Annotated in this window: 27 protein-coding genes and 1 other RNA gene; 1 reads left to right on the top strand and 27 read right to left on the bottom strand. The window is 38.8% G+C overall.

Annotated features, from left to right (window positions below; translation table 11 throughout):
- Window positions 1–46: 46 nt before the first annotated feature.
- The 26 genes from RHP64_RS01600 to RHP64_RS01475 all read right to left on the bottom strand — a co-directional run bounded on the left by RHP64_RS01600 (window position 47) and on the right by RHP64_RS01475 (window position 23,640).
- Window positions 47–1,300: an aminoacyltransferase gene (locus RHP64_RS01600; RefSeq protein ID WP_011679203.1), complete on the bottom strand. Its 1,254-nt coding sequence runs from the start codon at window positions 1,298–1,300 to the stop codon at window positions 47–49.
- Window positions 1,301–1,375: 75 nt separating this feature from the next.
- Window positions 1,376–2,494, bottom strand: a complete 1,119-nt coding sequence (locus RHP64_RS01595; RefSeq protein WP_025267737.1) for a LysM peptidoglycan-binding domain-containing protein — start codon at window positions 2,492–2,494, stop codon at window positions 1,376–1,378.
- Between the two features lie 191 nt (window positions 2,495–2,685).
- Window positions 2,686–3,039 carry an NlpC/P60 family protein gene (locus RHP64_RS01590; RefSeq protein WP_025267736.1) on the bottom strand — a complete coding sequence of 118 codons (354 nt, stop codon included), beginning with the start codon at window positions 3,037–3,039 and terminating at the stop codon, window positions 2,686–2,688.
- Window position 3,040: 1 nt separating this feature from the next.
- Window positions 3,041–4,336, bottom strand: coding sequence for a LysM peptidoglycan-binding domain-containing protein (locus tag RHP64_RS01585; RefSeq protein ID WP_025267735.1), 1,296 nt, complete (start codon window positions 4,334–4,336; stop codon window positions 3,041–3,043).
- 317 nt (window positions 4,337–4,653) lie between these two features.
- Entirely contained in the window at window positions 4,654–5,622 is a 969-nt protein-coding gene (locus tag RHP64_RS01580) for a beta-ketoacyl-ACP synthase III (protein WP_025267734.1), read from the bottom strand.
- Window positions 5,623–5,801: 179 nt separating this feature from the next.
- Window positions 5,802–8,486: a valine--tRNA ligase gene (locus tag RHP64_RS01575; RefSeq protein WP_025267733.1), complete on the bottom strand. Its 2,685-nt coding sequence runs from the start codon at window positions 8,484–8,486 to the stop codon at window positions 5,802–5,804.
- A 316-nt stretch (window positions 8,487–8,802) separates the two neighbouring features.
- Window positions 8,803–9,303, bottom strand: coding sequence for a MepB family protein (locus RHP64_RS01570; RefSeq protein WP_025267732.1), 501 nt, complete (start codon window positions 9,301–9,303; stop codon window positions 8,803–8,805).
- A gap of 86 nt (window positions 9,304–9,389) precedes the next feature.
- Window positions 9,390–9,747: a transfer-messenger RNA gene (gene ssrA, locus RHP64_RS01565) on the bottom strand.
- 52 nt (window positions 9,748–9,799) lie between these two features.
- Window positions 9,800–10,603 (bottom strand): carboxyltransferase subunit alpha, encoded by an 804-nt coding sequence (gene accA, locus RHP64_RS01560; protein WP_014324253.1) that lies wholly within the window; start codon window positions 10,601–10,603, stop codon window positions 9,800–9,802.
- Window positions 10,604–11,446 carry an acetyl-CoA carboxylase carboxyltransferase subunit beta gene (locus RHP64_RS01555; protein ID WP_011679197.1) on the bottom strand — a complete coding sequence of 281 codons (843 nt, stop codon included), beginning with the start codon at window positions 11,444–11,446 and terminating at the stop codon, window positions 10,604–10,606. It abuts the gene before it with no gap.
- Window positions 11,447–11,502: 56 nt separating this feature from the next.
- Window positions 11,503–12,879, bottom strand: coding sequence for an acetyl-CoA carboxylase biotin carboxylase subunit (gene accC / locus RHP64_RS01550; protein WP_025267731.1), 1,377 nt, complete (start codon window positions 12,877–12,879; stop codon window positions 11,503–11,505).
- Between the two features lies 1 nt (window position 12,880).
- Window positions 12,881–13,312, bottom strand: coding sequence for a 3-hydroxyacyl-ACP dehydratase FabZ (gene fabZ, locus RHP64_RS01545; RefSeq protein ID WP_014324251.1), 432 nt, complete (start codon window positions 13,310–13,312; stop codon window positions 12,881–12,883).
- Window positions 13,313–13,391: 79 nt separating this feature from the next.
- The gene (gene accB / locus RHP64_RS01540) at window positions 13,392–13,850 is read right to left on the bottom strand and encodes an acetyl-CoA carboxylase biotin carboxyl carrier protein (RefSeq protein WP_025267730.1); all 459 of its coding nucleotides are present in this window, start codon (window positions 13,848–13,850) and stop codon (window positions 13,392–13,394) included.
- 3 nt (window positions 13,851–13,853) lie between these two features.
- Window positions 13,854–15,116, bottom strand: coding sequence for a beta-ketoacyl-ACP synthase II (gene fabF, locus RHP64_RS01535; RefSeq protein WP_011679194.1), 1,263 nt, complete (start codon window positions 15,114–15,116; stop codon window positions 13,854–13,856).
- Between the two features lie 122 nt (window positions 15,117–15,238).
- Entirely contained in the window at window positions 15,239–15,970 is a 732-nt protein-coding gene (gene fabG, locus RHP64_RS01530) for a 3-oxoacyl-ACP reductase FabG (protein WP_025267729.1), read from the bottom strand.
- 1 nt (window position 15,971) lies between these two features.
- Window positions 15,972–16,910, bottom strand: a complete 939-nt coding sequence (locus tag RHP64_RS01525) for an ACP S-malonyltransferase (RefSeq protein ID WP_025267728.1) — start codon at window positions 16,908–16,910, stop codon at window positions 15,972–15,974.
- Between the two features lie 57 nt (window positions 16,911–16,967).
- The gene (locus RHP64_RS01520) at window positions 16,968–17,933 is read right to left on the bottom strand and encodes a nitronate monooxygenase (protein ID WP_002815884.1); all 966 of its coding nucleotides are present in this window, start codon (window positions 17,931–17,933) and stop codon (window positions 16,968–16,970) included.
- 50 nt (window positions 17,934–17,983) lie between these two features.
- Window positions 17,984–18,223, bottom strand: coding sequence for an acyl carrier protein (locus tag RHP64_RS01515; protein WP_002815886.1), 240 nt, complete (start codon window positions 18,221–18,223; stop codon window positions 17,984–17,986).
- A gap of 75 nt (window positions 18,224–18,298) precedes the next feature.
- Window positions 18,299–19,270 carry a beta-ketoacyl-ACP synthase III gene (locus RHP64_RS01510; protein ID WP_025267727.1) on the bottom strand — a complete coding sequence of 324 codons (972 nt, stop codon included), beginning with the start codon at window positions 19,268–19,270 and terminating at the stop codon, window positions 18,299–18,301.
- An 11-nt stretch (window positions 19,271–19,281) separates the two neighbouring features.
- Entirely contained in the window at window positions 19,282–19,740 is a 459-nt protein-coding gene (locus tag RHP64_RS01505; protein ID WP_011679190.1) for a MarR family winged helix-turn-helix transcriptional regulator, read from the bottom strand.
- Entirely contained in the window at window positions 19,733–20,179 is a 447-nt protein-coding gene (gene fabZ / locus RHP64_RS01500; RefSeq protein WP_014324248.1) for a 3-hydroxyacyl-ACP dehydratase FabZ, read from the bottom strand. The genes RHP64_RS01505 and fabZ (RHP64_RS01500) overlap by 8 nt, the downstream gene beginning before the upstream one ends.
- 136 nt (window positions 20,180–20,315) lie before the next feature.
- On the bottom strand, window positions 20,316–21,125 hold the full coding sequence (locus tag RHP64_RS01495) for a metallophosphoesterase (protein WP_014324247.1): 810 nt from the start codon (window positions 21,123–21,125) through the stop codon (window positions 20,316–20,318).
- A gap of 203 nt (window positions 21,126–21,328) precedes the next feature.
- Window positions 21,329–22,348, bottom strand: a complete 1,020-nt coding sequence (gene gap / locus RHP64_RS01490; RefSeq protein ID WP_002815892.1) for a type I glyceraldehyde-3-phosphate dehydrogenase — start codon at window positions 22,346–22,348, stop codon at window positions 21,329–21,331.
- 197 nt (window positions 22,349–22,545) lie between these two features.
- Window positions 22,546–23,223, bottom strand: coding sequence for a dethiobiotin synthase (gene bioD, locus RHP64_RS01485; RefSeq protein WP_025267726.1), 678 nt, complete (start codon window positions 23,221–23,223; stop codon window positions 22,546–22,548).
- Window positions 23,213–23,365: a hypothetical protein gene (locus tag RHP64_RS01480; protein WP_014324246.1), complete on the bottom strand. Its 153-nt coding sequence runs from the start codon at window positions 23,363–23,365 to the stop codon at window positions 23,213–23,215. Before RHP64_RS01480 ends, bioD begins: the two co-directional genes overlap by 11 nt.
- Window positions 23,366–23,391: 26 nt before the next feature.
- Window positions 23,392–23,640, bottom strand: coding sequence for an aminotransferase class III-fold pyridoxal phosphate-dependent enzyme (locus RHP64_RS01475; protein WP_025267725.1), 249 nt, complete (start codon window positions 23,638–23,640; stop codon window positions 23,392–23,394).
- A gap of 171 nt (window positions 23,641–23,811) precedes the next feature.
- On the opposite strand from RHP64_RS01475, the gene RHP64_RS01470 reads away from it, so the two are divergent.
- Window positions 23,812–24,381, top strand: coding sequence for a biotin transporter BioY (locus tag RHP64_RS01470; RefSeq protein WP_025267724.1), 570 nt, complete (start codon window positions 23,812–23,814; stop codon window positions 24,379–24,381).
- A 38-nt stretch (window positions 24,382–24,419) separates the two neighbouring features.
- Here the strand turns inward: RHP64_RS01470 and RHP64_RS01465 are convergent, their stop codons facing one another.
- Window positions 24,420–25,403 (bottom strand): biotin--[acetyl-CoA-carboxylase] ligase, encoded by a 984-nt coding sequence (locus RHP64_RS01465; RefSeq protein WP_025267723.1) that lies wholly within the window; start codon window positions 25,401–25,403, stop codon window positions 24,420–24,422.
- Window positions 25,404–25,414: the final 11 nt, after the last annotated feature.

Raw genomic sequence — 25,414 nt, 5'->3', positions numbered from 1 at the left:
ATATACCATACCACAAAACGGGTTTTACTCGCTAAAAAAGCTCATTTTAAGCACGGCCCATCATTTTTTTGAGTAATCGATAGACGCCATATTTAAAGGGATTAACAGGCATCATGAAGTTTCCTACCAGTTGACGTGCTTGTCCCTCAAAAGTCGTTTTGAATCCTAGTACACCATCGCTACCATCGAACTTTCCAGCAATACCGTAGAAGTTATAGCGCTTGAGTCCTGCCTGAACTGCCTTGTTGATCATAACGTCTTGTATTTGATAAGGGCCGTAATAGTCCATATACTCTTCATAAGTGCCTGAATACAGATAATTCATTTCTTGAGGTTGCTGTATAAATAATGCACCAGCGACGACGACTGTCGATTTACCAGCAGCTTCTTTCTGTTGTTCCGCTTTTAATATGCGCTTGCTATGTTGATTTTTTTGATCATCAAATTCAGCATACTGACGCTTAAATTTATCATTCGTAGGATATTTTTCGATCTTCTGATTAATTTTGGCCAGTTTGGCATCTAATTCAGAGATTTTTTCATTCTCTTCCTTAATATAGTTGTCAAAGTTTAGTTCAGCAAAGACAAATGTTGCATCATCGCCATACACATCATATACTGTTTGATAAAAATTCAAGTTTTTATCTTTATAATGTAACCTATCGGCAGTTTTTTGTGTTAATTCCTTAAAATCTGGCAAGTCATCTCGTGTTAATTGACGTAAACGAATACCGAACTGAGCATTCTTTTTTAAATAATACTGAGCCTTCTTATTATACGAGGCACGAACAGATTTCTCATCGGTTAATTCTGACAAATCTTTGATATACTCCCATTCTGGAGAACCAGCTGTAGTGAAACCATCTACAAATGGCAAATGAGTAAATCCAAGCTTTTTCATCTCTTCGATAAACACCGTATTCTCTTCACCTAGAAGATCGCCATGGTTATTCGTCATTTTCAAAGTCACATTTGGCCTTACTTCAATATAAAGCCCTTTATTCTCGCGTGAAAACTTTACGAAATTAGACATGAAAAAAGCCAACAATTCATGATTTTCAAAATCCAATAATGGCCCACGATCAATTGAAAAGATGTATCCCATATGTACCTTTTCACGCATGACCAACGCTGCAGCCACTACCTTGTCGTCAGCTTTGATACCTAACAACCATATTTTATAGCCTCGTTTTTGTAATAATTCAGCTTGTTCACCTGATTGTAAAAAGGTACCCACAGAACTTTGCTTTTCAAATTCTGTATATTCTTCTTTTGTTAATTCAGTAAATTTGTACAACATTTTTTATACCTCTGCACTCTACTATACATGAGAACACAAAAAAAGTGGATAGCAACTATCCACTTTTTGGTGTTATTAATGTGCGTCAATGACGATCCATCCATCATAATAACCAACACCAGCTTCAGTCAAGCTAGAATTAATAATAAATTCTCTGTGACCACCGTTAACCATACCAGTTTCGTTAAACCAAGCGTTGATCACAGTTGCACCTGCAGCAAAACCATTAGCAACAACTTCAGGAGTTGATGATGATTCATGTAAACCAAACCAGTTAGATGATGTTGCAAGAGCTTGTGCACGGCTTTGAGCTTGTGCTGTCAATGAAGCTGAAATCTTAATTGGTGACAAACCAAGAGTAGCACGCTTTGCATTCCAAGCATTAATAGTAGCATCAGCTGTTGTTGAAGTTGATGAGCTGTTGCTTGTATTGCTCGTATTTGATGTTGAAGCAGTATTATTAGAAGTTGATGATGATTGTGTAGAACTTGATGATTGTGATGTTGTTGCAGTTGATGAACTTGAAGTTGAAGCAGATGATGCTGACAACTTTAAAGTTTGACCAACAGTAATCACATTAGCATTTGAAATGTTATTAGCAGCTACTAAGTTAGCTACTGTTGTACCGTTTGCTGCCGCAATCTTGTTTAATGTATCACCTGACTTAACAGTGTATGAACCATTTGAGGCAGTTGCTGTGTTATTTGATGTTGTTTGAGTTGTCGTAGTTGATGATTGCGTTGTTGTTGAGCTTGAAGTTGATGAAGCTGATAACTTCAATGTTTGACCAACAGTAATCAAGTTAGCATTTGAAATGTTATTAGCTGCTACCAAATTTGCTACCGTTGTACCATTTGCTGCTGCAATCTTGTTTAATGTATCACCTGACTTAACAGTGTATGAACCATTAGATGATGAAGTTGTTGTAGTTGAGCTCTCTGATGATGAACTTTGTGTAGTAGTTGATGATGAAGATGCAGTTTGTAGTTGCTGTCCAACAAAAATCAAATTAGCATTTGAAATGTTGTTAGCTTTAACCAAAGCGTCAACAGTTGTACCGTTTGCTGATGCAATCTTGTAAAGTGTGTCACCAGCTTTAACTGATACAGTATTAGCAGAAACTTGAGCAGCACCAGCAACGGCAAAAGCACCGGCAGCTGTAACGACAGATTTAGCAATAGTAGATTTTTTCATAATAGTCAAACTCCTAATAGGGACTCATATTCAGTAATATATTTTAATTTAAATTCTTTTCCGTCTTCTCGACAATTCCTAGTATAGCAATCCGCTGTGTCATGGATATTTTCTGTACTTTGCACTTTGTTGTCAATATATCAAAGGAGTTTCTTTTGTAACAAAAAAAACATCTAAATGACAATTGTGTGTCAAAATATAGAACCGGCAATACATGGATACCAATTCCTTGATAACGTTTGAATTTTTGCCACATGATCTCCGTTATTTACAGCGATAAAGTGGTTCCCACCGACATAAATACCCACTTCATATGGTGCATTCTGTGTGCCCCAAAATAACAAATCTCCTGGTGTTGCTTGTAAAACACCCAGTAAATGATGCATTTGTTTAATGAGGTGCGCTGGTGAAGAATCCCAATGTGATCCTTCGGGTAATGGTACTTGCGCTTTCATAAGCTGTTGAGCAACAAAACGACCACTATTGTAGTCGTTGAATGTTTTTCCTAAGTTATCTAATGCTAATTTCAAATAATCATTTTGCATATTATTGTGCGTTAATAACAATCCAACCGTTATAATAGCCCACACCTGCTTGTGTGAAGTTAGGGTTAACAATAAATTCCTTATGCCCACCGTTGACCATACCTGTTTCATAATACCAAGCATTAATAACAGAAGATCCAGCACCGAAACCATCTGCAACAACTTCGGCAGTACCGGAAGACATATGTGTGCTAAACCAGTTTGAAGATGTTCCAATTGATTGCGCGCGACTTTGAGCTTGTGCAGTCAATGATGAAGAAATTGTAACAGGTGATAATCCTAATTCTGCACGTTTTGCATTCCATGCGTTGATTGTTGCATCTGCCGTTGTGCTACCAGTTGAAACGTTAGTTGTTGTGGCAGTGGTAGTAGTATTAGTAGTTGTCGTTGACGAAGAAGCTGATGATGTGCTAGTCGTTGAACCGCCATTAGCCTTGTACGCATTGTACTCAGCCATTGTCATGTAGCCATCGTTATTAGTGTCAGCCGCAGCAACATAAGTGATGTTATCATTAGTTGCTGACGAAGCACTTGATGTGCTTGCTGAAGACGAAGCCGCTGATGTAGTGACCTGCGCTGATGATGATGTTGACCCACCATTAGCTTTGTATGCATTATACTCGGCCATTGTCATGTAACCATCATTATCTGAATCTGCTGCTGCAATATATGTGATATCTTCTGCAGCTGATGATGCGCTTGCTGATGATTCTGTCGCCGCTGATGATGTTGACCCACCATTTGCAACATATGTATTATATTCATCAAGCGTCATAAAGTTATTGCTGTCTGTATCAGCTGCTGCAATATATTTCAAATTACTTGTGTCAACCGATGAAGATTGTGCAGAAGCTGCAGTCACAGTAGTAGCAGCTGAACTGGTTGCTTGAGTAGTTGAAGCCTTCAATGACAATTCTTGTCCAGTCAAAACAAGGTCAGCATTTGACAAACTATTCAATGAAGACAATACTGATACATCCACACCAGTTTTTTCAGCAATCTTTGATAATGTATCACCTGATTGCACTGTATATGATGTGCCATCTTCTGATAAACCAGAAACTTCTTGTGTTGCGTTAATTTCTAGTGATGAACCTGCTAAAATCAAATCTTTGTTGCTAATTCCATTAGCCTTAGCTAACGCATCAACAGTAGTATTGTTTGCTGCTGCAATTTTTGACAAAGTGTCGCCTGATTGCACTTCTACTGTATCAGCAGAAGCTGCTGCATGCCCACCAACAAAGGCCGCAGCACCAGCTGCAGTAGTCAATAAAGTCTTCTTAAAAAATTTACCCATATTCTTATGTAACTCCTGAATGAATTGTATTAACTCGTAATAATTAAATTTTAGATTTACTGTTAAGCAAATCTTAATAACATTAATTAGTATATCCGTTTGTTGTAACGTGTGTATTGTGCGACTATATCAATATTGTAACAATATTACTGAAATATGTCATACTCGAATAAACGTTGATACATAGGCATTTTAAGACCTTTTAATAATTTAAAAATGAACTCATTCCACATAAAAATGGTGAAAAAGTACGCTTCATTTTGCATTTTTCACCATTTCAATATTATTAAATCCAACTAAAACTCTTAAGGTTTTCTTTAAAATTGTAAAAGCATGCTGCCATAAGTAAAGCCAGCACCGAATCCAGTTAGCAATACCCGTTTTCCATTTAAGCTAACTGACTTATTTAATTCATCTAGTCCAATAGCGATCCCAGCAGATGATGTATTACCATTCGTAACAACGTTTGTTGAAAACTTTGTCATTGGTTCGCCGAGATCATTTGCAATATACTCGATCAAACGTAAATTTGCTTGATGGGGTATAAAGTAATCAATATCACTAGTTGATAAATTATGTTCGCTCAAAAAATTGCGGATATGATCTGGAACAATAGTTGTTACTTCATCAAATACATTACGTCCTTGTTGTGAAAAAGCATCTATTTTTGGATAGTTATCCACAGATAGACTTGTCAGTGGTGCTATTCGCCCTGAATGTACAACATCGGCATTCCCGATTGTGTGCATTTTTTCAGCTTCCACAACACCGGCATCATCAGCTGTCATCAGCACTGCTCCTGCACCGTCTCCAAAAAAGACAGTACTGGTGCGATCCTTGAAATCCATCATTTTGGAGTTGACTTCCGCAGAAATGACTAATGCATTCTTATATTGACCAGATTTAATAAACTTGTCAGCTGTGCTCAATCCAAAAACAAACCCTGAGCAAGCTGTTACAATATCGTAGGCCCAAGCATTTTCAGCATGTAAATTGCGCTGTACTAATGCTGCCGTTGACGGTGCCAATCCATCTGGGGTAAATGTTGTTACAATAATTAAATCAATATCTTCTGGTTTAATATCAGTTTGGCTCAATACTGACTCCGCGGCACGTGTCGCTAAATCACTCGTATTTTCACCTTGCAATGATATATGTCGCGTTTTGATACCAGTATGAGCCTGAATCCACTCGTCACTGGTATCTATGATTTTTGCTAAATCATTATTAGTCACGATGTCTCTAGGTACATAATGTGCACTTGCGAGTATTTTACTTCCGGACATTGTAACTCTCCTTAAAAAATTGCATACTGCCATATATTACACGCTATTTTATACTCTAACTATTGTATCGAATTTAAGAAAAAAGTCCACTACTTGATTTTTTTACCATACAAAACTATTGCTCATTACCTTGTCAAATAATAAATAAAATCACCCTGTTAAGAGTGATTTTATAATTTCTATTGATTTGCCTTTAATGTCTGTAATCTTTCTTCTGTTGCGTTAAGTTTGGCTTGCCAATCAGCTAATTTTTCTTTTTCCGCAGCAACAACCGCTTCAGGGGCCCCAGAAACGAACTTATCATTTCCTAGTTTTCCTTCAGCTCGTTTTACTTCCCCAGCAAATTTTTTCACTTCAGTTTGTAAGCGTGTTATTTCTTCGTCAATGTCAATCAGCTCAGCCAGTGGAACATAAATTTCAGCACCTGAAATTACTTGTGACATTGCCAAATTAGGAGCTTGCACATCATCACTGATTGTTAACGTTTTAGGGTGAGCAAAACGATTAATATAATCAGCATTCGCTTCAAAAATGTGCTTCAAATTATCATCCGTGGTTTGAATCATTAAATCAATTGGTGTAGACATTGGTGCATTTGCTTCTGCTCGGATATTACGAACAGCTACAATCAAATCCTGCAACGATTTGAAGGCTTGTTCTGCGTCAGGATTGCTTAACTCTTCGCGCACGACCGGATATTTTACAATAGCAAAATCGGCTTCGCTGCCATTTTGAGCTGGCATTTCCTGCCAAATAGCTTCAGTAACAAATGGCATGATTGGTTGTAATAGACGTAATGTCTGATCCAATACGTAGGCCAATGTTTGCTGAACTGGTGCCTTATCTTGATCACCATTCAAAGTTTCCTTGGTCATTTCGATATACCAATCGGCAAAATCAGACCAAATGAAGTTGTACAACTCACGTCCTGCTTCACCAAACTCGAATTTGTCAAAATTACGTGTTACATTCGTAACCACTGTATTCAAACGTGACAAAATCCATTGATCAGCTAATGTTAATTGACTCATATCTGGTAACGTAGATGGTGTATCTTCATCCAAATTCATAATAACATAACGTGACGCATTCCAAATTTTGTTAATGAAGTTCCAAGCCGAATCCATCTTTTCGTAAGTAAATCGTAAATCTTGTCCCGGAGTTGACCCCGTTACTAGGAACCAGCGTAATGCATCAGCACCATATTTTTCAATAACATCCATCGGGTCAACGCCATTACCCAATGATTTTGACATTTTACGCCCTTCACCATCACGAATTAAACCATGAATCAAGACATTTTTAAAAGGTCGTTGTCCAGTAAATTCTTTCCCCTGGAACATCATCCGTGCTACCCAGAAGAAAATAATATCATAGCCAGTTACTAATGTATTTGTTGGATAATAACGGGCGAAGTCACCGTCTAGCTTTTCTGGCCAACCCATGGTTGAAAATGGCCATAGAGCAGATGAAAACCATGTGTCCAAAACATCCGGATCACGCTCCCAGCCGTCACCTGCTGGTGCTTCAGTACCAACATATAATTCCTCTTTATCTGTTCCTTTATTTTTGTACCAAGCAGGAATTTGATGACCCCACCACAATTGACGTGAAATAACCCAGTCACGAATATTTTCCATCCAGCGTGAAAATGTATCTTCAAAACGTGCTGGTACAAATTCAACCTTTTCATCGTCATTCTTTTGCATGTCTAAAATTTGTTTAGCCAATGGTTCCATTTTAACAAACCATTGCGTTGATAGACGTGATTCAACCTGAACACCTGTACGCTCTGAATGACCAACAGAATGAACAATTGGGTCTACTTTTAGCATGTAATCGCCAGCTTCAAGGTCAGCAGCAATTGCTTTACGAGCATCGAAACGATCCATGCCATTGTATTTACCAGCAAATTCATTTAAATGACCGTCTTCAGTCATCGTATTAATGCGTTCCAAATCGTGACGATTACCCACTTGGAAATCATTAGGATCATGGGCTGGTGTTATTTTCACCATACCAGTACCAAAATCTTTTTCTACATACTCATCTGCAATAATTGGAATTTCACGACCAACTAATGGCACCAAAACCTTTTTACCAATTAAATCTTTGTATCGTTCATCGCTAGGATGAACCGCAACAGCAACATCCCCAAACATTGTTTCTGGACGAGTTGTTGCAATTTCAATGTAATCTTTTCCGTCGAATGTTGTCCCATCTGTAAATGGATACTTAACGTGATAAAATGCGCCAGCATCATCTTGATAAATAACTTCAATGTCAGATAAGGCAGTTCTTGCCTGTGGGTCCCAGTTAATGATATATTCCCCACGGTAAATTAATCCTTTATTGTATAGATCAATAAATACCTTGTTAACAGCCTTATTCAAACCTTCATCAAGCGTAAAGCGCTCGCGGTCAAAGTCAAGTGACAGCCCCATCTTACCCCATTGTTGCTTGATGGTAGTAGCATACTCGTTTTTCCAGTCCCATACTTGTTCAACAAATTTTTCACGACCCAAATCGTAACGTGAAACACCTTCACCACGTAATCTTTGTTCAACTTTTGCCTGCGTTGCAATACCAGCGTGATCCATTCCGGGCAGCCACAAGGTATCAAATCCTTGCATCCGCTTTTGACGAATGATCATGTCTTGTAATGTCGTATCCCATGCATGCCCTAAATGAAGTTTTCCGGTAACGTTAGGAGGTGGAATGACAATAGAATAAGGTTCTGGCTCATTGCCTTGAATTTCTTTGTTTGATTCGGGTGCAAATAACTTTTTACTTTGCCAGTTGTCATAACGACCAGCTTCAACAGAAGTTGGATCATACTTTGTTGACATATCAATATCACGCATAGTTAATTCCTTTCTTTTAAGTCGTAACACGAAAAAAGATCGTCCTAATCTCAAATTACAGAGATTAGGACGATCTTTCTACCGTGGTACCACCTAATTTGTCGTTTTTAAACGACCGCTTATTTATTTAATATGATTAATTATAATTCTCAGCAACCTTGGGCATTAACACGATTGATTTCCACTAAACATCAACTCTCTAGACGTGCGCTTGCTTAATCCTCTAAGATTATTTTAATGTTACCGTAAATTAGACAGTTCGTCAAGCAGATATTCAAGACGCTGCATAACTGGTATTTATTTCATAGTATCTTAATCAACAGTTAGATTTAGAAAGCAATCTTTTAAATCTATCTTCATCAACTTGATCAGTTGACAAATCCACAAAGTAATTTTTCTGCCAGGTTTGTGTTCGCTGAGCAGTTTTATTTAATTCAACTACCCAATCTGGATAAACTCTGAAAGCCATTTTTCCTTTGGTTTGCTGCGAACTCAATATTTTCTGTTGTACCAGTAACACTTTAGGAAAAATGAAGACTCCCTTTTGCTGATTATCTATCACACAAACCACTAATAACTCAGGACTATTGTACGCATCAAATGGTTTATTTTGACCTCTGTCGTCTTTTTCCCACAACACGACAAAGTATCCTTGTTTAGTAGGTGTTTTCTTCGCCAAACGGGTACGAAGACTTTTGTTACCAACAAATAAAGTTGTCCCTTCATATTCGTTATTTTGTGATTCTTCTGATACTCGTGTTACGTCACATTGGTACACACGTGCAACAACGCCTTCAATTAAGTTGAGTGACTCCATTTTACTTTTCCTCACAATCAACGTTTTTCATAAGAAAAGGCGCTACATCAAGGTTTTTGAAACCTTATGCAACGCCATGAAATGCTAAATGGATCTGAGGGGAGTCGAACCCCTGTCCAAATCGCCCGATACACCAATATCTACGTTTATAGGGCTATTATTTGTAGTTCATTATATTGTCTGCCATAGCTCAAGGCTCTTCAATATAACTAACCTGATTGATTTAATACTGCTTTTCCAGATGTAAGAAGCAGTACGATCTGGCCTTTTATGGCCTAACCTCAGACGCCAGCAACCAAGATTAAGCTACGCATCACTGGTTTTTAGGCAGCGATAGCGAAAGAGTTTTCGTTTTTTGCAGTTAAAATTTCTGCCCGTTTTGCGCCCGGATGGCGAAACGCAATCAATGCTCTAAACGACCTGTCGAATTCCAAAAACAGACCCGTCTAAAATCTACCCATTATCTGGGAGACTTTATTATAACATATTTATCGGATTAGAATGCTCTAAAGCGGTTACGTCGCTTCGTTAATAGTTCATCTGGTGTTAATTGATTCAATGTATGTATCTCGTCATTTAACCGCTTCCGAATTAAGTTGAAAACTCGAGGATGATTACGAGACTCTGGAATAATATACTCAATAACATTTTTCTCCAAGAGATCTTTAGCAGTTAGTCCCATAACAGCCGCTGCTTCTTCACTACGTTTGCTATCTTTCCAAAGAATGGATGCAAATCCTTCTGGTGATAGTATCGAATAGGTTGCATTTTGGAACATCCAAACTTGATCAGCCGTAGCCAATGCAAGTGCACCACCAGAGCCTCCCTCACCATATATGATAGAAATCATTGGAACGGTTAACTTCATTGAGTCTAGGATTGATTTGGCAATTGCCTCACCCTGCCCTTGCGCCTCAGCCTCTTTGCCTGGAAAAGCTCCTGGTGTATTAACAAACATGATAATTGGACGATTAAATCGATTAGCTTGTTGCATTAGACGTTGAGCTTTACGGTAGCCCCATGGCTCTGGCGAACCATTACGTTTGCTCAACTTGTCATGAATATCTGTACCCTTGTCAACAACAATCACCGTAACAGGCCGGTCTGCTAAAAATGCAATGCCACCAATGATAGACATATCGTCACCACCGAGACGATCACCATGCAATTCGACAAAGTCTGTAAAAATGCCATCAATGATTTCCCGCGCCATAAAACGGTCTTCACGGGATTTTTTAACCACTTGCGCTGGCGTTAATTCACGTTTAAATAATTTCAATCCACTTAAAATATCAGGCATTTATTCGGCCTCCGCTGTATGTAATCTAACAATTTTGGCAATCAGTTGAGCTAATTCTGATCGAGGTACAATTTGATCTACAAAACCATTTTCCAATAATGTCTCTACCCGTTGAAAGTCTTTTGGTAGTTTTTCATGTATTGTTGATTCAATCACTCTTGCCCCAGCAAAACCAACAAGCGCGTGTGGTTCAGCTAAAGTAACATCCCCTTGCATAGCAAAACTTGCAGTTACTCCGCCAGTTGTAGGATCAGTTAGCACAACTAGGTACAATAACTTAGCTTCCTGGTGGGCTGCAACAGCTGCTGAAACCTTGGCCATCTGCATTAAGGAATCAATTCCTTCTTGCATACGTGCGCCACCTGATGCAGTGAACAAAACAACCGGTAACGTATGAGCCGTTGCGTATTCAAACAAGCGCGTAATTTTTTCACCTGTCATTGAACCCAAAGACCCCATCATGAAGTAGGAATCCATGATTCCTAAAGCCACCTGTTCCCCTTCAATGTCAGCCGTTCCAGTCAAAACAGATTCTGCCAACTCAGTTTGTGACTGTGCCCGCTTTAGTTTTTCTGCATAACCTGGAAACTCTGGATGATCCATTTGGATATCTGAATCCATTTCTTCAAAGTTTTTAGTCAATAATTCAACACGTTCCCATGCTTGGAGACGAAAACCATAATTACACTTTGCACACACACGATATTTGCCAAGCTGTTTATTGTACATTTGTGCACCACAGTATGGGCACGCTAGAAAAAGACCATCAGGAATGCGATCATTAACCGAAGCATCTCTTTTAATTTTTGATGTATCGCTATTTTTATTGTTGTATAAGTCCATATTAAATGTCTCCATTTACTAGAATACCGCACACGTCAAACGCATGCGGCATTGTATTATTCATCTTCTGATAAGCTCTCAGTCCACCGTGGTAAGAATTCAGTTTCTAAATAGCGTGTATCAAATTCGCCACGCTGCACGTGTGGATCTTCCAATAAAGCTTTTTGGAAATTCAAACTTGTAGAAATGCCATGCACAACAGTTTCATCAACAATGCGATGAATTTTTTGAACCGCTTGTTCACGAGTATCTGCCTTCGCCACTAATTTACCAATCATTGAATCGTAAAATGGTTGGACTTTATCGCCCACAAATAGTGCGGAATCAATTCGAACACCAGGTCCTCCGGTAGGTAAAAATACAAGATCAACTGTGCCTGCACTTGGTGCAAAATTACTTTCAGGTCTTTCGGCCGTCAAGCGTACTTCGATGGAATGACCATTAACTTGAATATCGTCCTGTGTTATAGGTAAATCTTGCCCTGCAGCGACTTCTATTTGTAATCTAATTAAATCTAAATTGGTTACCATCTCAGTGACTGGGTGTTCAACCTGGATACGAGTATTCATTTCCATGAAGTAAAAATTGCCCTCATGGTCTTGCAAAAATTCAATTGTTCCAGTGTTCTCATACCTGATCGCTTGCGCAGCTTTTGTTACAATACCACCTAAATAAGCACGCATCTCAGGCGTTACACCTACAGCAGGTGACTCTTCCAACACCTTTTGATTTTTACGCTGTAATGAGCAATCACGTTCTGGCAGATAGATAACATGACCATTTTCATCTCTCAAAAGCTGCATTTCAATGTGTCGGACATGTTCCATCACTTTTTCAATGTACATTTGATCATCACCAACAGACAGGCGCGCTTCATTTTGGGCATCATCAAATTTGTCGCTCAATTCATCTTCGCTATAAACAAAACGCATGCCTTTTCCACCACCACCAGCAGCAGCTTTTAGCAACAAAGGATATCCGATACGATCAGCAACAACTTTAGCTTCGGAAAAGTCACGGATGAAACCGTCAGATCCAGGAATAACCGGAACACCTGCTTGACGCATTTCTTCACGAGCATTAGCTTTGTTACCCATTAATTCAATTGTGTCTGGACGTGGGCCAATCCATTTAATTCCTACTTCGCCAACCATTTCAGCAAATAGAGCATTTTCTGACAGAAAGCCGTATCCTGGGTGAATAGCTTCAGAACCTGTTAATAGTGCCGCACTCAGAATGTTTTTCATATTCAAATATGAATCTGTTGGCTTAACACCACCAACTGCGATTGCTTCATCAGCAATTTGAACGTGCAAGCTATCTTTGTCAGCTGTTGAATAAACAGCAACTGATGCAATACCCATTTCTCTCAATGTCCGAATAATACGCACCGCGATTTCACCGCGATTTGCCACTAGAACCTTTTTGAACATTTTAGTCTCCAATAATAAACGTCAATTCTGCTGTTGTCGCTTTTTTGTCACCAACCCAAACAATACCTTTGCCAGTACCAATTGGTCCGCGCAAACGATCCAAAGTAACTTCTAAACGTAGTTGATCTCCTGGACGAACCATTCTACGATAACGAGCCTTTTTAATGCCCCCGAAGTAAGCAGTTTTACCCTTAAATTCAGGCATAGATAACAGTGCAACCGCACCAGTTTGAGCTAATGCCTCGACAGTCAAAGCACCCGGGAAAGTTGGATTCCCAGGGAAATGGCCTTGGAAAATTTCTTCATTGACACTGATATTTTTAATTGCTACTGCTCTCTCACCTGGTACTAATTCTTCCACTGTATCTAGCATAAGCATTGGATAACGGTGAGGTAATATTTCTTGAATTTGTTGTGTGTTTAGAATCGACATTTTGGCTCCTTCGTAGTATGTATTATGTACGTTTGTATGATATTTATATTTCATACCGATACAAACCTTAAAATTACATTTAATCTGTTGTTATTCTATAGAGTGGCTTATTGTAGTCTACTACTTCTTCGTTAGCAACTAGTATTTCGGCTACTGTTCCACTGACTTCACTATGAATTTCTGTCATTAATTTCATCGCTTCAATCACAGCAACTGTTTCTCCCACTGAGACCTTATCACCAACTTGTTTGAACATTGGTGCATCAGGTTTTGGTTGCAAATATACTGTTCCAACCATAGGAGCAACAATTTCAGTTCCTGTTTTAAGCGTTTCAGGTTCTGCAGCTACTTGAGCTTGCTCTGATGTAACATCGGCAGGAGCAACAACTGGAGTTTGAACTGGCGCGTTCACGACTGCTTCATTTTTGTTCTTTGATAAATGCAAACTGAATTCGCCATCAACAACTTTGAATTCGCGTAAAGAACTGTTCTCTAAATCAGCAATTAATCCACGAATTTCCGCAATATTTAAACTCATCAATTACACTCCTTCATGCCATTTCTTAAATACGATGACAGCGTTGTGACCACCAAAACCATAATTAGCACTCATTACATACTCAGGTGCTTGATGCTTGTTTTCTTGATCAACTAAATTAACTACCTTAGTGTCCTCGTCCTGTTCATCAAGACCGACGTTTACTGGTAATTCACCACGTGTCAAAGAACCTACAGAAATCAAAGCTTCTATGGCACCAGCAGCACCAAGCAAATGACCTGTCATTCCCTTTGTTGAAGAAACAGGTACTGTATTTTCTCCAAACACAGTGGCAATAGCATGTGCTTCACCCGAATCATTTGCTCCTGTTGCTGTTCCGTGAGCATTGATATATGAAATTTGATTGGCTTCCAAATTAGCGTCATTTAATGCATCGCGAATTGCGCGTGCAGCACCTTCACCATCTGGGGATGGTGACGTCATGTGATATGCATCAGATGATGCACCATAACCAACTAATTCCGCAAGAATATGAGCACCACGTGCTTGAGCATGTTCTAGACTTTCAATAACCAAAATTCCTGAACCTTCACCCAAAACAAATCCATGACGATTCTTATCAAAAGGCTTTGAAGCTTGTGTTGGATCTTCTTCCTTTGATAACGCAGTCAAGGCTGCGAAACCAGCAATACCAATTTCGTTAACCGTTGCTTCTGAACCACCAGTTAACATGACATCGGCTTTACCAGATTGAATACGCCAGAACGCTTCCCCAATCGCATTTGTTGCTGAAGCACAAGCCGTAACAATTGTTGAATTAATACCCTTTGCACCAAAACGTAACGAAACATTTCCTGATACCATGTTGGGAATTGATTCAGGCACAAACAATGGGCTAACACGTTGTGGTCCTTTATCATGCATCTTGATTACTTGATCTTGTATAGTAGTCAAGCCACCAATACCATTACCTAAAATTACACCGAATCGAGTAGGATCAGCAACAGTGGTTGGTGCTTCAGCACCTTCTTCTGCCTTTAATCCAGCATTAGTCAAAGCCTGATCTGCAGCATCAACCGCATACTGTGAAAACAAATCCATCTTGCGTGCATCACGCTTACCAACACGAGCTGCGGGATCAAAACCATCAACCTGTCCTGCCACGGTGATTCCCGTCTCTGATGCATCAAATTTTGTAATTGGTTTAATACCAATTTTTTCATTGAAAATACCGTCCAAGAAAGACTGTGTATCGTTTCCTAATGGCGTTACTGCGCCAAGTCCTGTAATTACTACGCGTGTCATAATATTAAGAGCGTGGACGGACACTGATTAAAAAGACATTATACTAATGAATTTAAATCAAATGTCCGAGGACGCATTTCCTTTCTTTATGTTCTCAGTGCCTCACATCAATAAATTGTGCGTTAAATGTATAACCCACCATCAACTGTGATTGTTTGACCGGTAATATAATCATTACCTGCCAAGAATAATGCTACATCTGCAATTTCCGAAGCTTCACCAAAACGAGATAATGGAATATTTTTTAGAATCTCTTCCTGTGTCTTTTCTGGCAAAGCACCGGTCATATCTGAAACAATCATACCAGGGGCAATCGCATTTACTCGGATGTGGCGACGTGCACCTTCTTTAGCTAGAGTCTTTGTCAAGCCGACCAGACCAGCTTTGGATGCAGAATAATTCGCTTGACCCATGTTACCCATTAATCCAACAACAGAGGCTAGATTAATAATCGCCCCATGCTTTTGTCGAATCATCTTTTTAAATACAGGTTGTGTCACATTAAAAGTACCGTTTAAGTTTACGTTAACAACCTGTGCAAAATCTGCTGGTGTCATTGCAATAGCTAGCTGATCCTTTGTAATACCGGCATTGTTGATTAATATGTCAATACCTGAAAAGTTTTCTTGCTTGTATAATACTTTCAAACTGGCTTCTGCTGCTTCTGCATCAGCAATATCAAACTGTAATGTTTTTGGTTCTGACTTAAACTCTGTTAAAGTTTCAGGACTAATTTCTGAACGTGCATGTAAAATGACGTTTGCTCCTGCAGCATCAAATGCCTTTGCAATTGCAAGTCCTATACCACGTGATGAGCCTGTTACTAAAACAGTTTTATCTGTAAAATCTGCCATGTTATACCTCTTCTGCTGTGAGCAATTCTTTTACTTCATTAAAGCTTTCTAAATCTTTAATAGCGTATCGTTTCACATCCTTGGGAGCAATTTTTTTAGCAAACTTAATCAATGTATCCGAAGGACCAACCTCAATAAATGTATCAACACCTGCATCTAACATTTTTTTCATCGCTTGCGCGAAATATGTGGGCGATACAATTTGTTTAGTCAACGTTTCATGGAGATCCGCGATAATAAACGGTTCACTTGTTGTATTGGAATAAACAGGATAATCCACATCTGTAAATGCTTCAGTTGCCAACCGTTCAGATAACTGAACAGCAGCGTCTTTCAATAATGGGGTGTGAAATGCACCAGAGACTGGCAAATCAATCGTACGTTTGATGCCAGCCGCTGTTAATGTCGCTTTTGCCTCGTCAACATCAGCAGCAATTCCGCCAATGACCAGTTGAGCAAACGTATTATAGTTTGCTGGGAAAACTTGCTTTCCTTTGGCCTGCAATTGAGCTAAAACAGCTTCAATGAGCTTTTGATCTTCGCCCATTATTGCCGCCATCTTACCAGGATTTGCGTCTCCAACCGTTTGCATATATCGCCCACGATCTTTGATAATAGCAACAGCTTGTTCAAAGTTCATGGCCCCAGCTGCAGTCAACGCCGAATACTCGCCTAAACTCAATCCTAGAGCTGCAACTGGCTGTTGCAAAGCACTACCCAAAGCATTCACAATGGCATTACTCATAGATAAGATAGCAGGTTGTGCATATTGCGTTTGTGCAATTTTATCAGCATTCTTCATCACGTCAGATAAATCATATCCTAAAACTTCAGAAGCTCGATCGATTGTTGATTTATATTCAGGAAGTGCTTCATATAAATCTGTGCCCATGCCGGCTTGCTGTGCGCCTTGCCCGCTGAACAATAATCCAATTTTCATGTTAAACCCCATATACTATATATAAACAATGAAACCGAAACCAATCGGATTCTTTACTTACAATGTTGTGTTTTCAATACCCATTAAATCGGTAGCTTGCGCCCAAATGTCGGACAAGATATCAGCTGCAGGCTTCTCATCCTTAATCAAACCAGAAATTTGACCGGCCATGAATGCACCGCCTTCTTTATCACCTTCTTGAACAGCACGACGTAGTGTACCAGATTCAAGTTTTTCAATGGCTGCAGCGTCTGGCTTTTCTTTTTGCAATTCGTTTACTTCATTTTTAACAAATGACTTTGCCATTTTATTTTTCAAAACACGGGCACGATTACCAAGCAAATTACCCGTAACAATAGTGTCAATATCTTTAGCTTTAAGTATTTTTGACTTAAAGTTAGGATGAACTTCTGATTCAGTAGCTGTCAGAAATCTTGTACCCATTTGTGCACCAGCCGCACCAAGCATAAACGCAGCGGCAACACCACGTCCATCACCAATACCACCAGCAGCAATTACTGGAATATTAACGGCATCGGCTACTTGAGGTACTAATGTCATCGTAGTCAGCATACCAATATGCCCACCTGATTCCATACCTTCAGCAATAACCGCGTCAACCCCTTTTTTTTCCATCATACGTGCTAATGAAACTGAGGGAACGACAGGCATTACTATAATACCAGCAGCATGTAACTCATCCAAAAATGGCGATGGGTCTCCTGCTCCAGTTGCAACTACAGCAACTTTTTCTTCGATAATGACATCAAAAACTTCTCTAATATGACGACTTAATAACATTACGTTAACGCCAAAAGGCTTATCTGTCAGAGCTTTTGCACGTCTGATTTCTTTACGAACGTCATCACCATGCCAATAACCTGTGCCGATAAAGCCAAGTCCACCAGCCTCTGAAATAGCAGCTGCCAACGCACCTGTTCCAGCCCATGTCATCCCACCTTCAACAATTGGGTATTTCATGCCTAATTTTTCAAAAATAGGGTTCATTGTTTTAACTGTCATGTTCTCATCCTTAAAAATTATGTTATGTACGTGACAAAATGTCACCTAAATTACGCTGCTAATTGTTCTTTAATCTTATCAACCAAATCTTGAACAGTCTTGATATCTTCAGCAACAGCCAACTTAATATCAAAATCATCTTCAACACGGTTCAAAACTTCAAACAAGTCCAATGAATCAGCGTCAATATCATTTGTTAAATCGGTTGTTAATGAAACTTCATCTTCTTCTAAATCAAATTGATCAACCAAAATTTCTTTTGTCTTGTCAAAAATTTCTGCGTCTGTCATGAGTGTTTTTCTCCTAAAATCCGTTTTATGTATTTTCGTTAGATTTTTGCGGTGCAGCCGACTACACCGATAGATTTAAATTTTCCAAATTTGTGCGCCGACAGTTAAACCACCACCAAAACCAGCAAAGGCAATCATTTGACCAGCATGAATTGTATTAGACTCTATCAATTCATCTAATAAAATACCGATACTTGCTGCACTAGTGTTACCATTTGAAGCCATGTTGGTTGGGAACTTAGATACGGGCTGCCCAAACCGTTTAGCAATGGAAGATACAATACGTGCGTTTGCCTGATGTAATAGATAATAATCAACATCGTCAGCCGTAACTTGAGCTGTCTCTAAGGCTGCTTGGAGTGCTTCGGGAACCTCACGAGTTGCAAAGCTGTATACTTCCCGACCATTTTGATGAAAATAAGGGTCTAACGGGCTAATATTTTCCGAAAATGGGTTTGTATTCGCAAACCTACCAGCTACTAAATTGTCACCCTTTTCACCAAAAGTCCTAAGTTCTTCACCTAAAAGTCCAACATTATCCTGTGTTCGTTCCACAAGTACCCCTGCGGCTCCATCACCAAACAAAACTGCCGTAGTTCGATCTTTCCAATCAACTAATTTCGATAACACTTCTGCACCAATAATCAATCCACGTTGATAGCGTGACATTAACAGACTCGAGGCGACACTCAATCCATAAACAAAACCAGAACAAGCTGCGCTTAAGTCGAATGCGAATGCATTAGTGGCACCAATGTTAGCCTGGACAATTGCTGCCGTGCTTGGTGATAGGCTGTCTGGTGACATCGTGCTAACAATGATAAAGTCAATACTGTCTGGTGAAACACCACTTTTCGCCAATATTTTCTTTGCCACTTCACTGGCTAAATCACTAGTGTTTTCCGTTGTCACGACATTACGCTGATGAATACCTGTCCGAGTATAGATCCATTCATCATCAGTTTCCATCATTGTGCTGAGCTCTTGATTCGTCACTTGTCGATCTGGAATTTGACGTGCTGAAGCAACGATTTTCAATTGTTCCATAATTCCCCTCTTTAATGATTAATTATCTGTGCTAAATAGCTAACCAAATTATGGATCGCTTGTTTGACAACGCTCACGTCGTTTGGTGACATATTTTTTACCAGATTGTGCGTTAAATCCCTGTGGAATTCTTGATGAGCGCGATAAACGACACGCCCCTTATGCGTTAAGCCTAATCGTACCACACGCCTGTCTTTACTGGAACGACGTCGCTCAACATAACCCTTTTCAACCAATTTATCAATGGCTGCTGTCATAGAACTTGGTGTCAAATGAATAATTTTTGCGACCTGTGAAGCACTTTTTTCATCATACATTGAAATAGCTTCAATGGTGTGCATGTCTTTTAAGGTTATATCAGAGAAGTAACTGCGTTTTAAAGCAGCTTCTTCTATCCACATGACATTATTAAATACACCAACCAGTTCAGTATTTATTTGTTCAAAATCAGTTGTAATTGCTTCATTCATCTTTTTCATCTGGCGCCACAACGAACATCAACTCGGCTGATGTAGCTGTTTTACCATCGACTTTGGCTTCAACTAACACACTGCCCATGTTAGCACGTAGCTTACCAAATGTGACATGTAACTTCAATACATCGCCTGGTTTAACCATTCTCTTAAATTTAGCGTTATCAATTCCTGTCATGTAAGCTGTCTTACCTTGAAATTGCGGTGATGACAAAATCAAAATTGATGCTGCTTGGGCTAGTGATTCAATGATTAAAACACCTGGCATCACTGGATTTCCAGGGAAGTGACCTTGGAAAAACTGTTCGTTAATGGTCACATTTTTGACAGCGACTATTGATTCATCTGGGACCATTTCTTCCACGTAATCCATATAAAGAATAGGATAACGATTGGGAATTAAGTCCATAATTTCTGTTGTTGTAAGAACTGGCATAATTGATTCCTTTTTTAAAATACTTTGATAATCGAAATATCTGATAGTCAAAATATTATCATAATTTATTTCGATTGTCAAAGTATTCTAAAATCATAGTGTTTCCTTAAGAAATAAAAAACACCTATCCGGTGTTTTAAAATTCAAGTACAACTAGTCTTTTTTGCCATTCTGTTAGAAAATCATCACTTGACCATTCGTGAACACGTTCAGTACTATAACCCACAGCAGCATTATAATAAACATTGTTACCGAACTTTAACGGTGCGGGATGTAAATGCAAATGCCCTGTAATTGTTGCAATGGTATATGATTGATCGACAGCTTGACCAATTTTCGAACTGCCAAGGAACGCATTTGCTATATCCAATCGTGTGTTCCCATTTGGAAAACGTTTAATATAGTCTTCACGTGGCACAAAATGGCTCACAACTATAGTCTGTTTGTTGCCCGCAGCCAAGAGCTGATCCTTAATTTGTTTTAGGTTAATATTAAAACGTTCTTTATCAGTTATTGGTTGCTTAATGCGTCGGTCATACCAATAGCTATTTTTAAACGATTGAATTTCTTCTTCTGTATAATCATTACCGACGAAACTATAATCATACCAACCATTGTTGCCAATAAGTCGGATATCATCAGTTAAGTCAATGTACTTGTTATGAAAATATAACTCGTCGATATCACTTTCAAGTTCTTCATATGTAACATTTTTACCCATATCATGATTCCCAGCCAAAAAACGAATGGTTAATTTGTTTTTTACTAAGTCTTGCATATTACGCGCAAATGCTAAGGATTGCTTAAAGTCATTAAACAAATCGCCAGCAATAACGTAAACGTTCACATTTTTGTTCAACAAATAGAGCGCTTGTGCCCGCATAGCGCGTTCAACATTAATTTTATTTAAATCAAAATGATTATCAGATGAAAATGCAACTTTCACAAATAGAACTCCTGTTCGATATTTGAATAAAGTATATCATATTTTTTACTATAAGTACCTACAAGTAGCCATTTGTTTAAGATTTGCTTGCCTCTTTTCAAAAAATATACATAATAGAATACCTTACAATAAAAAAACACACCGAAGTGTGTTTTCTAATATTATGATTTAGTACACTAACAGGAAAAACAGAACAATCTATCTTACAAAGTAGCGAAGTGCAACAATGTACGGATCATGTTTGAAGTGAAACCGTATTCGTTGTCATACCATGCAGCAACTTTAACCAATTGTTGTCCTTCACCAGCAACAACTTCAGTTTGTGTTGGATCGAAGACAGTACCATGTGTGTCGTTGATGATATCAGTAGATACCAATCCGTCACCATTGTAACCAAATGAATCTGATTCGTACTTCTTCATAGCTGCATTAACTTCTTCAACTGTAACGTCCTTCTTCAAGACTGCAGTTAATTCAGTAATTGAACCATCAGGAACAGGAACACGGATAGCTGAACCAGTCAACTTACCATCCAATGAAGGAACAACCATTCCGATTGCCTTTGCGGCACCAGATGAGTGTGGCAATGAGTTTGAAGCTGCGTCACGATTAGCTTGACGCTTTGCAAACTTAGCTGACTTAGGACCATCTTGCAAGCTTTGTGAAGCTGTGTAAGCGTGGACTGTCAACATCAAGCCAGTCTTAACACCGAATTCTTGTTCCAATACGTTAGCGATTGGAGCCAATGATTGCGTTGTGCATGAACCAGCAGAAACAATCTTGTCATCTGCAGTCAAGATGTCTTGGTTAACACCGTAGACAACTGTAGGAACTGCACCGGCTGGAGCTGAAACCAATACCTTCTTAGCACCTGCATCCAAGTGAGCTTGTGACTTTTCTGCTGATGTATAGAAACCAGTAGCTTCCAATACGTAATCAACACCATCGTTAGCAACCCACTTCAAGTCAGCAGCGTTACGTTCTGAGTAAACAGCATAGTGCTTACCGTTAACAACAATACCTGTGTCGTCAGATGAAACTTCAGCGTTCAAAGTACCGTGAATTGAGTCATACTTGAGCAAGTATGCCAACATATCTGGGCTTGTCAAATCGTTGATGGCAACAACTTCAATATCTGAAGCCTTGTCTGACAACTCAAGAATACGACGGAAGGCCAAACGACCAATACGTCCAAATCCGTTAATACCAATCTTAACAGTCATGTGTTTTAGATCCTCCAAAAATTTTTGACTTTAGTCAACACCATTATTATAGCACAAAGTGCAGTTTTGAGCGAATGTAGCTGCTTAATATAACATTTTGTTTTTTTCTTAACATGAGTGCAGATAGTACTCTCATTAATCTCAAAATTTATAGTATTATTTGTTATTTAATCTGATTATCCAATATGATCAATAAATCACATTAACAGATTTATATCCATGTACTTTTCCAAAGGTAATTCTGCGTTTATCTGATTGGTAATCCATGGTAATTCACCAATTATTGGTACATCAGTCATCTCTTTTAATAGTGTTAAATTCGTATCTTCTACCACACCTTTGTGCTTGACACCATTAAAAATTATCCCCGCTATTGTTAAATCGTGGTTTTTAGCAAATTCAATGGTTAATATAATATGATTAATCACACCTAGTTTGTTTGGTGCCACAATAATCAACGGTAAATTCAACGCACACGCTAAATCCGTGACGGTAAAATCATCGCCGTATGGTACTGTAATGCCGCCTGCTCCTTCAACCAACATGCCCTTGTGTTTCTGAGCTAATACATTATATTTTTTCAGTACATCATCTAATGAATAGTCTGTTTTTGCACGCTTTTGAGCTAAGGCTGGTGCGAGCGCTTCATCCCATTGAAAAGGGTTAATTTCTTCTAAACCATCCAAAACCTTTGCACCGGATTTTAAAATATAGGCATCGCTACAAGGGTTTTCTCTACGTGTACCACTCATCAATGGCTTAAAGACACCAATATCTTGATTGTGCTTATTGAAATAACGTGCCAACCTGGCCGTTACAAAGGTTTTACCAATTTCCGTATCAGTTCCTGTAATAAAATAGCCCTTATTCTTCATGATTCATTTCTTCCATGACAGTTTGAATGCCTTCTTTAATTATGACAATTATTTGCTTTATTTCTTCTTTTGTTGCAATCAATGGCGGCAAGAATGCAATTGTGTCCCCCAATGGTCTTGTGAGCAAGCCAAAATTTCGCATGGTTAATGTTGCTCGCCAAACTGCTCTTAAATCAGGGTCAAAAGATTGTCGCTTCTCTTTATTTCTAACCAATTCAATGCCACAGCACAACCTAATTGATTACCCGTATAAGAATGACCGCGAAACAATGTTATTTCATCGTAATCATCATAAAAAACTTGATAGATCGCTTCAGATATCATAGTGATGGCTAATGGTAAGTACCCTCCCGTCAACATCTTCCCAGCAGCCAAAATACCAGGAACAACGTTTTCATTTGCGTGAATGGCAACCATAATACTTCTTGACTACGTTTCTTATAATGCATGCTTTCCTCCAGATTTTTGTTAACCAAATCATATATAAAGGGTAACATATTTGACAAAGAAATTCATTTATAGTAAATTGTTTTTGTTATCCATTTTAATAAAAAAGGGTAACATCTAATATTGAGAGGATTATATATTATGTATCAACAGACGAACGTTAGCGTTAGTGCACAAACTATCTGTAAAATAGGTATTTACTTTGCTCTATTGGTGCTTTCTGCCAAAGTAGCTATTCCGATTCCTTTTTACGACTACATTTCGCTACAAACGGCGTTTATCTTTTTAGTTTATCCGATTCTCGGTGCCAAGTATGGTTCTTGGTTGACAGTGCTTTACCTTGTTTCCGGATTACTCGGTTTACCCATATTTGCATCTGGTGGCGGACTAGGCTATATATTCAAGACAACGTTTGGTTTCTTAATCGCTTTTACACTAATGCCATTTTTGGCTGCTATCATTAGAAAGGGCAACAAACTATTTAGCCATCACCAATTTTTGAATACCTTGGTCAGCAACTATCTCTGCTTAATTATGGTTCATTTAATTGGTTTTGCATACAAGTGTTTTATTATTAAATTTTATATAGGTAACATAATTAACGTCACTGGTATACTAGGTTTTACCAGTTTACTTGATTTTTTAATTGATGTTGGTTTAATCTTTTTTGTAACCTTAGTAGAGTTACAAATTATCAAAAGAATCCACTAAAAAAGCGACTACAGTCTGTGTAGTTGCTTTTTTAGTGTCTAACCCTGGTATTCATTATTTGGCAACAGTAATTTAGTAATTTCACCAGAATTAATGCGCTCTATGCCCCGCTTCGTATCAAGCACGAGGCAACCATCATTATCGATTTCTCTAATTATCCCCGTTAAGTTCACCTGACCACGCTTTAGTTCTACTGATTGTCCAACACCAACCACCTTTTTGCGATATTGCGGTATATAATGCCCGTCCTGATAATCCTGGTACATATCAAAAAAGTGATTAATTAAAGAACCGACAACTTCATTTCTTGATACAACCATTTCATCAGTCAGCGCACCTGCCTTTTGAGAAATTTCATCTGGAAATCCACCATCAGGCGTGGCAAGATTCATACCAATACCCACAGCTAAAGATGAAAACTGTTGACTTTCAAAGTCCGTAATGGCTTCGGTCAAAATACCACCAACTTTCTTGTTGTTGTACAATAAGTCGTTGACCCACTTAAACTGAATATCGATATCAAATACTTCTTTAACCATTTTTGAGACAGCTACTGCGGTACTAGTAGTTAATCGGCCAGGGTTTACTATCGTCTCCACAGGTAGTGGCAAAGCAAAAGTGACGTACATACCCGTATTTTTCGGCGAAAAAAACTTTCTTCCTAATCGACCAATTCCCGCCGACATGCTTTCACTAACAATAACCGTATTTTTAGTAATTTCGCCAGAAGAAAGCTTCTCTCTAGCATACACATTAGTCGAGTCAATCGTGTCAAAGACTTTCAGATCCACATCTGATTTTAAATACTTTTTAATGCCAACAGCAGAAATTTTAGCGCCCTCTACATATCGATATCCTTGCCCACGAACACTCTCGATGAGATGTCCTTGAGACTCAAGCTTTTTAACAGACTTCCATATAGAAGTTCGGGTAATCCCTAACTGTTGCGCAATTGCTTCACCAGACACCCAATCGCCTGCTGTATTAACCAACAAAGCTAACAGTTTATCAGCTGTACTCATCACTTTCCTCC

The sequence above is a fragment of the Leuconostoc sp. XM4 genome (assembly GCF_055698815.1).
This window is presented reverse-complemented; position numbering and strand designations above follow the sequence as displayed.

What these genes read in the sequence shown, in the direction of transcription:
- RHP64_RS01600 (WP_011679203.1), bottom strand. Translation starts at nt 1,300, where the DNA reads ATGTTGTACAAATTTACTGAATTAACAAAAGAAGAATATACAGAATTT.
- RHP64_RS01595 (WP_025267737.1), bottom strand. Translation starts at nt 2,494, where the DNA reads ATGAAAAAATCTACTATTGCTAAATCTGTCGTTACAGCTGCCGGTGCT.
- RHP64_RS01590 (WP_025267736.1), bottom strand. Translation starts at nt 3,039, where the DNA reads ATGCAAAATGATTATTTGAAATTAGCATTAGATAACTTAGGAAAAACA.
- RHP64_RS01585 (WP_025267735.1), bottom strand. Translation starts at nt 4,336, where the DNA reads ATGGGTAAATTTTTTAAGAAGACTTTATTGACTACTGCAGCTGGTGCT.
- RHP64_RS01580 (WP_025267734.1), bottom strand. Translation starts at nt 5,622, where the DNA reads ATGTCCGGAAGTAAAATACTCGCAAGTGCACATTATGTACCTAGAGAC.
- RHP64_RS01575 (WP_025267733.1), bottom strand. Translation starts at nt 8,486, where the DNA reads ATGCGTGATATTGATATGTCAACAAAGTATGATCCAACTTCTGTTGAA.
- RHP64_RS01570 (WP_025267732.1), bottom strand. Translation starts at nt 9,303, where the DNA reads ATGGAGTCACTCAACTTAATTGAAGGCGTTGTTGCACGTGTGTACCAA.
- accA (WP_014324253.1), bottom strand. Translation starts at nt 10,603, where the DNA reads ATGCCTGATATTTTAAGTGGATTGAAATTATTTAAACGTGAATTAACG.
- RHP64_RS01555 (WP_011679197.1), bottom strand. Translation starts at nt 11,446, where the DNA reads ATGGACTTATACAACAATAAAAATAGCGATACATCAAAAATTAAAAGA.
- accC (WP_025267731.1), bottom strand. Translation starts at nt 12,879, where the DNA reads ATGTTCAAAAAGGTTCTAGTGGCAAATCGCGGTGAAATCGCGGTGCGT.
- fabZ (WP_014324251.1), bottom strand. Translation starts at nt 13,312, where the DNA reads ATGTCGATTCTAAACACACAACAAATTCAAGAAATATTACCTCACCGT.
- accB (WP_025267730.1), bottom strand. Translation starts at nt 13,850, where the DNA reads ATGAGTTTAAATATTGCGGAAATTCGTGGATTAATTGCTGATTTAGAG.
- fabF (WP_011679194.1), bottom strand. Translation starts at nt 15,116, where the DNA reads ATGACACGCGTAGTAATTACAGGACTTGGCGCAGTAACGCCATTAGGA.
- fabG (WP_025267729.1), bottom strand. Translation starts at nt 15,970, where the DNA reads ATGGCAGATTTTACAGATAAAACTGTTTTAGTAACAGGCTCATCACGT.
- RHP64_RS01525 (WP_025267728.1), bottom strand. Translation starts at nt 16,910, where the DNA reads ATGAAAATTGGATTATTGTTCAGCGGGCAAGGCGCACAGCAAGCCGGC.
- RHP64_RS01520 (WP_002815884.1), bottom strand. Translation starts at nt 17,933, where the DNA reads ATGACAGTTAAAACAATGAACCCTATTTTTGAAAAATTAGGCATGAAA.
- RHP64_RS01515 (WP_002815886.1), bottom strand. Translation starts at nt 18,223, where the DNA reads ATGACAGACGCAGAAATTTTTGACAAGACAAAAGAAATTTTGGTTGAT.
- RHP64_RS01510 (WP_025267727.1), bottom strand. Translation starts at nt 19,270, where the DNA reads ATGGAACAATTGAAAATCGTTGCTTCAGCACGTCAAATTCCAGATCGA.
- RHP64_RS01505 (WP_011679190.1), bottom strand. Translation starts at nt 19,740, where the DNA reads ATGAATGAAGCAATTACAACTGATTTTGAACAAATAAATACTGAACTG.
- fabZ (WP_014324248.1), bottom strand. Translation starts at nt 20,179, where the DNA reads ATGCCAGTTCTTACAACAACAGAAATTATGGACTTAATTCCCAATCGT.
- gap (WP_002815892.1), bottom strand. Translation starts at nt 22,348, where the DNA reads ATGACTGTTAAGATTGGTATTAACGGATTTGGACGTATTGGTCGTTTG.
- bioD (WP_025267726.1), bottom strand. Translation starts at nt 23,223, where the DNA reads ATGAAGAATAAGGGCTATTTTATTACAGGAACTGATACGGAAATTGGT.
- RHP64_RS01480 (WP_014324246.1), bottom strand. Translation starts at nt 23,365, where the DNA reads ATGCGAAATTTTGGCTTGCTCACAAGACCATTGGGGGACACAATTGCA.
- RHP64_RS01475 (WP_025267725.1), bottom strand. Translation starts at nt 23,640, where the DNA reads ATGGTTGCCATTCACGCAAATGAAAACGTTGTTCCTGGTATTTTGGCT.
- RHP64_RS01470 (WP_025267724.1), top strand. Translation starts at nt 23,812, where the DNA reads ATGTATCAACAGACGAACGTTAGCGTTAGTGCACAAACTATCTGTAAA.
- RHP64_RS01465 (WP_025267723.1), bottom strand. Translation starts at nt 25,403, where the DNA reads ATGAGTACAGCTGATAAACTGTTAGCTTTGTTGGTTAATACAGCAGGC.